Source organism: Buttiauxella agrestis ATCC 33320, assembly GCF_000735355.1.
Lineage (GTDB): Bacteria > Pseudomonadota > Gammaproteobacteria > Enterobacterales > Enterobacteriaceae > Buttiauxella > Buttiauxella agrestis.
Map to the genome: position 1 here is coordinate 65,391 of NZ_JMPI01000006.1, position 10,787 is coordinate 76,177.

8 protein-coding genes are annotated in these 10,787 nt (G+C 53.4%); 1 reads left to right on the forward strand and 7 read right to left on the reverse strand.

Features of this window, described 5'->3' with window-relative positions; all coding sequences use genetic code 11:
* Positions 1-38: 38 nt before the first annotated feature.
* From GBAG_RS23200 to GBAG_RS00970, 3 genes are all read right to left on the reverse strand, one after another.
* Positions 39-383 (reverse strand): putative T6SS immunity periplasmic lipoprotein, encoded by a 345-nt coding sequence (locus GBAG_RS23200; protein WP_072011122.1) that lies wholly within the window; start codon positions 381-383, stop codon positions 39-41.
* Between the two features lie 7 nt (positions 384-390).
* A complete protein-coding gene (locus GBAG_RS00965; protein ID WP_034492520.1) occupies positions 391-939 on the reverse strand; it encodes a hypothetical protein in 549 nt (182 codons plus the stop codon).
* 78 nt (positions 940-1,017) lie between these two features.
* On the reverse strand, positions 1,018-1,449 hold the full coding sequence (locus GBAG_RS00970) for an Hcp family type VI secretion system effector (RefSeq protein ID WP_246864843.1): 432 nt from the start codon (positions 1,447-1,449) through the stop codon (positions 1,018-1,020).
* Between the two features lie 273 nt (positions 1,450-1,722).
* On the opposite strand from GBAG_RS00970, the gene GBAG_RS00975 reads away from it, so the two are divergent.
* Positions 1,723-4,287: an ATP-binding protein gene (locus tag GBAG_RS00975; RefSeq protein WP_034492523.1), complete on the forward strand. Its 2,565-nt coding sequence runs from the start codon at positions 1,723-1,725 to the stop codon at positions 4,285-4,287.
* A gap of 212 nt (positions 4,288-4,499) precedes the next feature.
* Here GBAG_RS00975 and GBAG_RS00980 read toward each other — a convergent pair whose 3' ends face one another.
* From GBAG_RS00980 to GBAG_RS00995, 4 genes are read right to left on the reverse strand one after another with little or no spacing between them, the layout of a single operon-like run.
* A complete protein-coding gene (locus GBAG_RS00980) occupies positions 4,500-6,605 on the reverse strand; it encodes a site-2 protease family protein (protein ID WP_246864841.1) in 2,106 nt (701 codons plus the stop codon).
* A complete protein-coding gene (locus GBAG_RS00985) occupies positions 6,602-7,954 on the reverse strand; it encodes an efflux RND transporter periplasmic adaptor subunit (protein WP_034492525.1) in 1,353 nt (450 codons plus the stop codon). Before GBAG_RS00985 ends, GBAG_RS00980 begins: the two co-directional genes overlap by 4 nt.
* Positions 7,951-8,847 (reverse strand): efflux RND transporter periplasmic adaptor subunit, encoded by an 897-nt coding sequence (locus GBAG_RS00990; RefSeq protein ID WP_051873608.1) that lies wholly within the window; start codon positions 8,845-8,847, stop codon positions 7,951-7,953. The genes GBAG_RS00985 and GBAG_RS00990 overlap by 4 nt, the downstream gene beginning before the upstream one ends.
* Positions 8,848-8,854: 7 nt before the next feature.
* Positions 8,855-10,777 carry a TolC family protein gene (locus GBAG_RS00995; RefSeq protein ID WP_034492527.1) on the reverse strand — a complete coding sequence of 641 codons (1,923 nt, stop codon included), beginning with the start codon at positions 10,775-10,777 and terminating at the stop codon, positions 8,855-8,857.
* Positions 10,778-10,787 lie beyond the last annotated feature (10 nt).

Below are 10,787 nucleotides of genomic sequence, written 5' to 3' on the forward strand. Positions count from 1 at the left end.
TCATATAGATACACATCAGCTGCTTAAGGTATTCTTAATCATTGGTTTAATCCTGTGACACTCCCGTTATTATCGATAAAAAAATCATAGTGATAATTAATACCATTCAAGTTATAACTTGATGAATACTGGTAGCCCATATTCAGGTCTACATTTATACAGGTATCAGGATAGGAGAGTTTAACTCTATCATTAACGACGAGTCTTTTTTCCCCACCTTGATTAGAATACAAAGTATAGCGACTTAGCACATCATTTTTATTCACACTGAAACATATATTTCCTCGTGTTACGTAGAATGGTTTATAATCTCCGATTTCTTTCCCTTCTCTATTTCCACCAGGGCAACCTGTTAATAATGTACATAAAAAAATTAAAAAAATAAGTTTTTCATTTAGGAAAGATCCCTAATACCTTTTCGTATATAGCCAACAGATCTATTTCTGGTGCATCAGCATTATAATCTCTGTAAGCATAAAGATTACTGTTCCCAAAGAATCCATAATTTTTTAACAACCAGTAATCACTCACAATACTTGCTTGTTGTTCTAACCCATAATCAAGCAATCTAGCCTTGTCTAAACTATAGGTGTAATCAGCAACCCAAGAGAAAGCTCCTCTGGTTCTTACCCACATTCCTCGTTGATGTTGCCAGACATGCATCATTTCATGAAGAAAAAGATGCTTAAAACTTGGCCCATGAGAAAGAGAGAAGTCATCCCGATATTTTTCCTGCCTAAACCACATTTCACCGTTAGGACTCATAGCTTGTCCTGGGTTCTGCAGATTAAAAGGTAGGTAACTTTCTAAGTGAATCCATACTTGATTGTAGTGAATACTGAAACCATAAAGTGTAGAGGCTAATTTAATCTCACCTAATGTTAATCGCCTCAGCCCTCCTTCCGATATAGCATTATATTTTGTTTGCCCTTGATACATATCTTGAATCCTACTTAGCTAATGAGTTGTCTTAGCGTCATTTAATATTTTACAAGTTAGTCATTACTTCGCATGCTGTTAGAGGACACGATCCATCCACAAACTATAAGAACTTGTTCCTGCGGTGCAATGTTCCCAACTAATTGCTTCATAAACAAATGAAACTGTCTCTTCCGCAAGCCCTTTGCTGTCGTCAACTACATGGGGGACGTGGAGCTGTAAGTCACAAATACGCGCGTCGGTCAATTTTATAATGTAATACAGCTCATTTATACCAAAGCGATTGGTCCTATACACAGGAAATTCACAAGTTAATATTTCATTGTCATTAATTGCTTTACTCAATAATGGTGAGGATTTATCAATAGGTTTTCTGATGGTTAGGCAGTGATGATTGACGTTATCAATGCGTGTTAGTCGGTGGTTTAACTCATATACCATAATTTGATCAAGATGTGAGATCTGCGCTTTATTTCCAATTGAATCAAGGGACATACATCCTACAGATATTAACCCCTAATTTTTTCCATTAAGTGTCAGATAAATTGAATTTGCCATGTTGCACCTTACTTTAGTGTAAATAATTAGTAATTTAATGGCTGCTTATTTATTGGATATTGAATTTTGAATTTCGAATAAATAATTCTACCGACTTGTCGAGGGAGCTATTAAGGTTTCCATGCTTTATTGCAGTGATTGCCTTTGAGTGGAGAATACTAGACACCAGTTGGAGAATATGGCAATTCTGTTTTCATACATTCGGCTACAACCCGGAGCCAAACCATGCCAACACCCCGCACACCCTTTCTCACCAGCGCCCGTGGACGTTTGCTGTCCTTTAACCTGCTGGTAGTAGCGGTGACTTTGCTGGTGTGCGGCGTGGCGATTTTAGGTTTTGATCACGCCAGCCGCTTGCAGGAGCAAGTTCAGGGGCAAACGCTGAGTGATATGTCCGGCAGCATGGAGCTGGCGCGGGATACCGCCAATGTGGCGACGGCGGCGGTGCGTCTCACGCAAGTGGTGGGTGCGCTGGAATATCAAAGTGAAGCGCAGCGTTTGCAACAAACGCAGCAGGCGCTACAAAACTCGCTTAATCATCTGGCTAATGCCCCGCTGGCTAGCCACGAGCCGGAGTTGGTTACACGCATCACGGAGCGCAGCAACGAGCTGGAAAGCAGCGTCACGCGGATGCTGGAGCTTGGTCATCGTCGCCATCTGGAGCGCAATGCGCTGCTCAGTGCGCTGTATCAAAACCAAAGTTACTTGCATCATATTCAGGATATCAATGCCCGTGACGGGTTAGCGCTGCCGGAGGCGCGGCTGCTAACGGAAATGGACCGCTTGATTCTGATTGCCATTCAAACGCCATCGCCAAAAGCGACCGTAGTGCAGCTTACGGACGTGATGGCGCAACTCCCGAAGCACGCCGATTCACCGCTGGTTGATGGGATATTGCAGGAGTTAACCGCTCATTTGCAGCAATTGCTGCCACTTGCGGATCAGCTTGAAAACAGCGATCTCGGGATTTCCTGGTACATGTACCACATCAAAGCGCTGGTCGCGTTTTTGAATCAGGACATCAACCTGTACGTGCAAAAAGTGGCGCAGGAGTCGCTCAACCGTACCGAGCAGAGCCACAAAGAGCTGCAATCAATGATTGCGTTTATCGGGCTATTTGCCCTGCTGGCACTGGTGATTACGGGTTTTGCCGGGTGGTATATTTACCGCAACCTCGGCTCGAACCTGACGGCGATTTCCCATGCGATGACGCGGCTGGCGCGGGGCGAGCGCGATGTAAGCGTGCCTGCGTTGCAGCGGCGTGATGAACTGGGCGAACTGGCGCGAGCGTTTAACGTTTTTGCGAGAAACACCGCATCGCTGGAACACACCTCGAAACTGCTGAAAGAAAAAAGCACGCAACTGGAAACCACCTTCCACGCCATGCGCGACGGTTTTGCGCTGTTTGATAACGATGGATTCCTGGTGGTGTGGAACCCGCAGTATCCGCTGCTGCTGGGGCTTTCGCCGGAGCATCTCCAGCGTGGGCAACATTATATGAACCTGCTAAAACAGGTGACGCCGCTCCAGGAACATATCGTTGAGAACCTTTCGCGCCCGCTCCCTAAACCGCAGGAGCTAAGGCTTGCGGACAATCGCACTATCGAGCTGCGTTTTAGCCCGGTGCCGGGGCGCGGCATGGTCAACGTGGTGCTGGAGCGCAGCGAGCGCAAAGCACTGGAGGAGGCGCTGGTTCACAGCCAGAAGATGAAAGCGGTGGGGCAGTTAACCGGCGGCCTGGCGCATGATTTCAACAACTTGTTGGCGGTGATTATCGGCAGTCTGGAACTGACCTCTGTGGATTCGCCTGATGCCATACGCATTCAGCGCGCCTTAAAAGCCGCCGAACGTGGCGCACAACTGACCCAGCGCTTACTGGCGTTTTCCCGCAAACAGTCACTGCACCCGCACGCAGTGTCGATGAAACATCTGCTGGAAAACCTCGACCCGCTGATCCGCCATTCGCTGCCTGCCGCTCTGACGCTTGAAATTGAAGCCCAGCATCCGGCTTGGCCCGCCTGGATTGACGTCAATCAACTTGAGAATGCGATTATCAATCTGGTGATGAACGCACGTGACGCGATGGATGGGCAAAGCGGCAGCATAAAAATTCGTACCTGGAATCAGCGTGTGGTGCGTTCGGGCGGTGGAAAGCAGGATATGGTGGCGCTGGAAGTGATCGACAGCGGGCAGGGGATGTCTGCGGAGATAAAAGCCCATGTCTTCGAGCCGTTTTTCACCACCAAACAGACGGGTAGCGGCAGCGGTTTGGGGTTGTCGATGGTGTATGGATTTGTGCGCCAGTCCGGTGGACGAGTGGAAATTGAAAGTGCGCCAGGGCAGGGAACGTTGGTACGTTTACAATTGCCGCGCGCGCCCGCGCAGGCGGTCAGCGAAGTATTACCGGAACCAGCAGGAGCTAATGCTGAAGAGAACCCGTTAGTGTTGGTGCTGGAAGATGAACACGATGTGCGCCAGACGCTCTGCGAGCAATTGCATCAGCTTGGCTATCTGACGCTGGAAACCAGCGACAGCCAGCAGGCCATGCAATTGCTGAAAGATGTGCCGGATATTCAAATTGTTATCAGCGATTTAATGCTTCCTGGGCCGATGAGCGGGGCAGAGGTGATCCAGCACGCTCGCGAGCATTATCCGCATCTGATCTGCTTGTTAATCAGTGGCCAGGATCTGCGCCGCAGCGGGCAGCAACTGCCGCCGGTCGAGCTTTTGCGTAAGCCTTTCAACCAGCAAAAACTGGCGCAGGCTTTGCGCCTTGCACGGAATCCATAACATTTTGTGTCAGGTTTGCAAATCAATGAAAAGGTCATCGTCAAACAATTGACTAAAAGTCTGGAAACGGACATTAATAGAACGACCCCTTCCAGTATCGCAGGAGGAAGTGGGTGGGTCCAGGACACAACTTAGCTGCCACATGTATTGATATGCACCTCACTGATCATCCTGTAGCAAGGACTTAGCCCCTCTGCAAAGAGGGGCTGACTTTACCCGTCTTTCCCCATACCCGTCTGCTGAATTAACATCAATGACACGCTATTAAACCAGCGATGCGCAAGACTCTGGCGTTGGCTCTCAACCGAAATTGCGGCGAGATTTTCCCGGTTAAGCTGCGCGGTTTTCCCGTCACCTTCAATCGACACGCGATACCACACGCCTTGCGGGCGCAGATCTTTTGCCTGAGCCGTCGGGTTCAGCTGCACCGGGCCGCCATGATCTTTAGCCAGCAGCAGCGAGGGCAGGCGCGTCACTACGTTATGATCGATAGAAACCACACGCCCGATAAGCGGATGCCATTCACCGTTCTGATAAATTTTGGCGGGTGAACCCACACGTAATCGCGCCAGATCTTCCTCGCCCACCAGCGCTTTCACTCGCCAACGGTCGGCATTCACCAGGGTCGCGATGTGTGACGTTGGCGAAACCCAGCTTCCAGGCTGCAACGACAAATCACGGTCTTCAATCCTTCCCGCAGACGCCGCCACCAGCCGCAGACGCAGCAATTCGCTGTTGCCCGCACTTTGCTGAAGCGAATACTGGCGTGCCATTTGGTCTGCCAGCACCTGTTTTGCCGGGCCGTCTTTATCCAGACCCAACGCACCCCGCGCGCTGAATTCCCAGGCACGACGCATCTCTTCGGCCTTGCGCTGTGACGTTTCCGGCAGCGGGGCGATCAACTCAAACAGCGGTTGCCCGGCTTTCACTTCTTGCCCGTCGGTGACAAAAACCTTCTCAAGTTTTGCGCTGTAAGGCGTATAAATCGGCTGCACAAAACCGGCTTCTATCACGCCCGGCAGGCTCACTTTATTCGACCACGGCACAAAAATGGCCAGCAACACGATGGCGGTAATCAACAGTAATCTGCGGCGATAAAACGGCTGGCTTTCCTGCCGACGCGCCCAAATAGTTTTGATTTCTCTGATCATCGGCTGCACCACAAAAGTCACAATCTCTATTAAAAACAGCACCACGCCCAGCGCCTTAAAGAACGCGTGATAGACCAAAACCGCGATGCCGATAAACAGTAGCAGGCGGTAAATCCAGGTTGCGAAAGCAAATACCGTCAGAAAGCGGGCGAAGGCCGGAGTGACGTTATCGGGCTTCGGGTCGTTGATGCCAAACAAATGCCAGCGCATCGCCCGCTTCGCCCAGTTTCCGGCGCGTTCGTGAAGGCCTGGAAAGTCGAGAATATCGCTCAGAATGTAGTAGCCATCGAAGCGCATAAACGGGCTGGCGTTGACTACCACCGTCATAATCCAGGCGGTGGTGGCGAGGAAAAACAGTGCGTTCTTTACGCTGCCTTCGGGGGCGAATGACCACAGCAACGTCGCCCACGCCGCCAGCACCAGCTCAGAAACAATCCCGGCGGCGGCGATTTTTAGCCGGTCGCGCGAACGAATCAGTTTCCAGCTTTCGCCGGTGTCGGTGTAGGCCATCGGCAACATTACCAACAGCGCGACGCCCATATGCCCGACCCGCACGCCATGCTTTGTAGCGGTCAGCGCGTGGCCCATTTCGTGCCAGCATTTAGAAAATACCAGCGCGATGGCAAACGCTACGGCACCGTGCCAGTTCACCGAATTATGCAGCGTGGCGACGACGGTATCCCACTGGCGAGCCGCCAGCACAATACCGGTGATTGCCACAAACAGCGTCAGCCAAAGAAAGGTTTTGCTGAACAGCGGTTGCACCCACGGCAGCGCTTTGCGCAGGGCTTTTTCCGGGTGAACCAGCGGAATGCGGATAAACAAATAGCTGTGCAGCAGCCATTTCCACGCCGACGATGCCGGGCGAAAACGGGCGGTGCGCAGCAGTTGCTGTTGCTGCAAAAACAGCACAAAGGCTTTGATATCTTCTTCTTCGACATTCAGCGTGGTTTGCTGATTAATTGCCTGCGCGATCTTCCCGGCATCGGCTAATTGCCAGCGCTTGAGGATTTCAATTTCCAGCCAGCCGAGACGGAAAAACAGGTTTCGCACCGGGTCCGATAAATGCCACGCCGGGGAGCCGTCGCGGTTGCTGCCCGCGCTGTTGAGGCGCAGTTCATCGCGCAGCGCAGGCCACGGTGGAGCGGTGGCAGCGGCGTTGATCACCAGCCGCTCCCGGCACGCAATGTGGCGATGGGGCGGCGCAGCAGCAAGTAACCGAGCAGCGCCCAGTCACCTGTCACGCGAGCCGTACCCTGCAAGCCGATACGCGCCACCGCCGGTTTACCATCAAGCGTGCCGCGCAGCAGATAACTGGCGATGCCGTTCGGCGCTTCGACGGTTTGATAGCCCGCGTAATCCAGTTTCGCGGTAAACGAGTCCAGCGGCGCGACTTTCAAAAACACTTTCATCGGCGCACCGTGATCAAGGTTGGTGGACTCGCTCACGGGTGCCCAGGCGCGAACGCCTAAATTGTTCGGATCGGCGAGTAAACCAATGCGCTCGCCGGTCTGTACCGGGCGGCCAGCCCAGTCATCCGGGTCGGAATAGACAAACACGCCGTTGCCGGGGGCGCGAATCGTCAGTTTTGCCAGATCGCGTTTTATCGACTCGACTTCGACTTTTTTCTCGCGATATTTGCCTTCTGCCATCGCCAGCTCTGATTTCGCCTGCTGATCTTCAATGGCTTGTTGCGAAGCCTGATGCAGCGTGGTTTCTGCGGTTTCCAGTTCCGCCTGCGCTACGGCGAGACGGTTGTGTAGCGTGGTGTCGTCAAGCGTCGCCAGCACCTGGCCTTTCTTCACATCACTATTAGGCAAAACCACCATGCGTTGAATCACGCCGGAATCCGGGGCGGCAATCACTTCACTTTGTAGCGAGATAATTTCAGCGGGAACCAGCGTGTATTCCCGCACCGGAATACACATCACCAGCACAATCGCCAGCAGGATATAAGCCAGACGCCGCCCGGTATTACGCTGCCAGAATTGCCGGAAGCGCGAGGGCTTTGCGGTCAATGCCCACCAGGCGTAACCGTATAAACCGCTCAGTTGCAGCAGCGCAAATTCCGGTGAATCCGGGGCAAGCGAGGTCGGCCAGGCGTCATCGCGCCCTAAAAACCACAGCGCGTGAATTTCGCCGTCGGCACCGGTTAACGGCAGCACCCAAACGTGCGGCGGCAGCCATTCGCTCCACTGGCGGGCGAGAGGTTCACTGAGTTGTGCAGGAGCCAGCGCCAGCACGCGGGCTTCGGGCGGCAGCGCCCGGCAATGGGGGGCGATTTCTTTGGCCACATCCGCCAGCCACAAGGCGTACGGTGTGTTGTTGTCGGTATCACTTAACCCGGAATGGGCGACCAGTTTTGCGCGGTTTGATGCACTGAGGGACAGCAGCGCCGCCTGGCGATATTCCACCAGTTGGCGTGTTTCATTACATATCGCGAAGCCTAACTCTGCGCAGTGGCTTATCGCTTCTACCCTTGCTGCAAGCTGGTAGAAGGCTGTTGGGGAAGTCACGAATTTGCAGCTCCGCTTTTCAGGCAACGGTTTTCATCCGGCGGGCAAATCGCCACGGCTTGCCCACTCATTCCTGGCAGCACGTCATCCGTTTTTTCCGGGAAGCGGGTTTCGATTTCGATGGTCTGGCTGACGGCGTCCACTTTGCCGCTGATATTGGTCACGGTGAGCGGATATTGTTTGCCCGTTTCACCGACCGAGGCATTCAGCTGCGAGCCAATTTTCAGCCACGCCACCCAATTTGACGGCACGTTTAAACGCGCGCGCAATGTGCCGCTGCCGACGAGATCAATCACCGGCGCTCCCGCACCAATGCCCTGGCCTTCTTTGACGTAGATTTTCGCCACCCGTCCGTTAAACGGCGCGATGAATTTGCACTGCGCCAGTTGGGCGTCAAAAATCCCCATCTGGCCTTTGGTACGGTTCACTTCGGAGGCGGCTAAACCCACTTCCAGTGCGGCGGCAGACTGCAAACCTTGTAGTTTTGCTTTGGCTTCGTAACGCAATTGCGCGGCGTGATATTCCGCTTCGGCGGCATTTTTACGCGCCACCAAATCGCTACAGTCCATGGTCGCCAGCACTTTGTTTTGCGTGACGGAATCGCCGAGCTGCACGTTGATTTTCGCCATGCGTCCGGGAACCACGCTGGAAAGCGGGCTTTCGCGGTTGGCGAGCACCAGGAAGCGCACCTGGGTGTTGCCGTCCTGGGCAAACGCAGGAACAGACAGGCAGGAAAGGGCGCAGATTAACCCGGCGATAAATTTTTGTCGGATGGTGCTGCGCTTATCCGACCTACGAAGACCATTCAAGGATGCATTCACCGGACGAAAATGATTCGCATGTTTTGTAGGGTGGATAAGCGTAGCGTCATCCACCATTGTTTTTGTATTCATAAAAGCCTCATGGCGTCGCGGTCAGAACAGGGGGCGCTCCTGCGAGCCTCTGCAAATCACTGGTAATGGATAACGTCGCGGCTTCTGCCAGGGCGGTAATGGAACGCGTACTGGTTTCGTTTGGCAGATAGCTGGTGTACTGGCGCGTCAGCACTTCGGCTCCGCTCGCATCCTTCACGCGCATCGTCCACACGCCTTTACGCGTGCCGCTGCTGGCTCCGGTGCTAAAGCTCATTTGCAGATTTAGGCTATTTGGCGACGGTTCCAGCGACAGGTGATTGGCTTCAATCACACGGCCAACCGACTGTTCGACAGCACCACGCGACACGCCGGACGGCACGCGCGTAATCTGAATCGCAATCGGGTGTTTTTCCACGCTGATGCCCGCGGTATGAGCAAATACGCTGCTTTCTTGCTGGCGCAAACTGGTGGCGATTTGTCGCGATAAGCTGGCAACGTCGGTTTTTGTGACCTGATCCGGCAGCAAATCAATCCCCACGGAGTTCAGCACGCGCCCGTAAGCGGCCTGGGCTTCGGCATACGATGAGGCTTCCTGGAAGCGCGACACAATCGAACGCGCCTGAGTACGCAATGTTTCGAGGTCACTGGTCAGCGAGTTGTCAGATCCGGCGCGGGAAATACTCGCCAGGCGTTGATCGACCTGTGCGGATTGCTCGGCAATCTGGAAGTCATACGAGGCAAGTTTGTAGCGCTCGGTGGCTACCCGCACCTGGGTCAGAACCGCCATACTCAGCGCCATGCGGCGAGCGTCGTCGGTTTGTGCGCGGGCATCGCTGGCGTTACTGATGGCCGGAATACTCAGCAGTTTAAACAGGTTCATCGAGACACCCACGCCGCCTTCAATCCAGTCATTGTTGTAGAGATAATCGTTGGAGTCGTAATTCAGCCCGGCGAACAAGTTCAGGCTCGGGAATAACGAGGCAATCTGGCGCTTGGTTTCGTAACTGTCGATACGCGTTTTGTAATCTTCTTCGCGCAGCTCAGGGCGGCGTTCGAGCGCCATTTGCTCAAGCTTATCAATATTTGTCGGGGCCGGAGCCAGCGGCGTTGGCGTGTCTTGCAACACCAGCGGCGTACCTGGCGGCAAGTTGATAAGTGCGGTCAGCTCGCTTTTCGCCAGTTCCATTTGCTGGCGCTTCTGGTTCAGCAAGGTCATGGCATCAAGCAGGGCGCGTTGATATTCCAGCCCTTCGATTGGCGGCAGGATCCCGGCCTGTTCGGCTTCACGCGTTTTATCCAGCGCCTGGGCAATTTGCTCGGCCAACGGTTGAGTTTCGTCGAGTAAACGCTGCGCACCCAGCGCACGCCAGTAGGCATCACGCACTTCCTGGACGATGTTTTGCAGCACTTTACGGCGGCGTTCTTCGGCAATGTTGACTTCATCGGCCTGCTGTTTGGCTCGGAAGTAGCTCATCCCGAAATCGAGCAGATCCCAGGAGAAGGTGGCGCTGGAAAGATAATGTTCGCGCTCTTCAGATGTGGACGGACGCAAGCTGACCAGCCCGTCATCAATGCCGACGCTGGTGCCGCCGGAGTCGTTATTACGCCAGCGATAGCCCGCATCTGCCATCAGTTTTGGCAGCATGTCTTGTTGCGAAACATCCAGCAAACTGCGCGACAGCGCGGTTTCCATCATTTTCAGGCGGTAGTCGAGGTTGTATTTCAACGCGCGCGCCATGGCGTCGGACAACGTCATCGGGCCGCTGAGTGCTTCCTGCCCGCGGTACATTTCCGCCCGGTCACGATTCACTCGCGCGGTTATTTCATCCTGAGAAAGCGGTTCCGGTTTAATGGTGCCACAGCCTGCCAAAATCAGCACCGCAATCAACCCGGCAACAGGTTTGACTAACGGCACGCCACGTTTTTTTTGTTCAGTTATCACGTATGCGTTCATCGTTGTTATTTCCATCTTAAAGCCT

Coding starts and splice junctions, on each gene's coding strand:
- GBAG_RS00965 (WP_034492520.1), bottom strand. CDS start 939: ATGTATCAAGGGCAAACAAAATATAATGCTATATCGGAAGGAGGGCTG.
- GBAG_RS00975 (WP_034492523.1), top strand. CDS start 1,723: ATGCCAACACCCCGCACACCCTTTCTCACCAGCGCCCGTGGACGTTTG.
- GBAG_RS00990 (WP_051873608.1), bottom strand. CDS start 8,847: ATGAATACAAAAACAATGGTGGATGACGCTACGCTTATCCACCCTACA.
- GBAG_RS00995 (WP_034492527.1), bottom strand. CDS start 10,777: ATGGAAATAACAACGATGAACGCATACGTGATAACTGAACAAAAAAAA.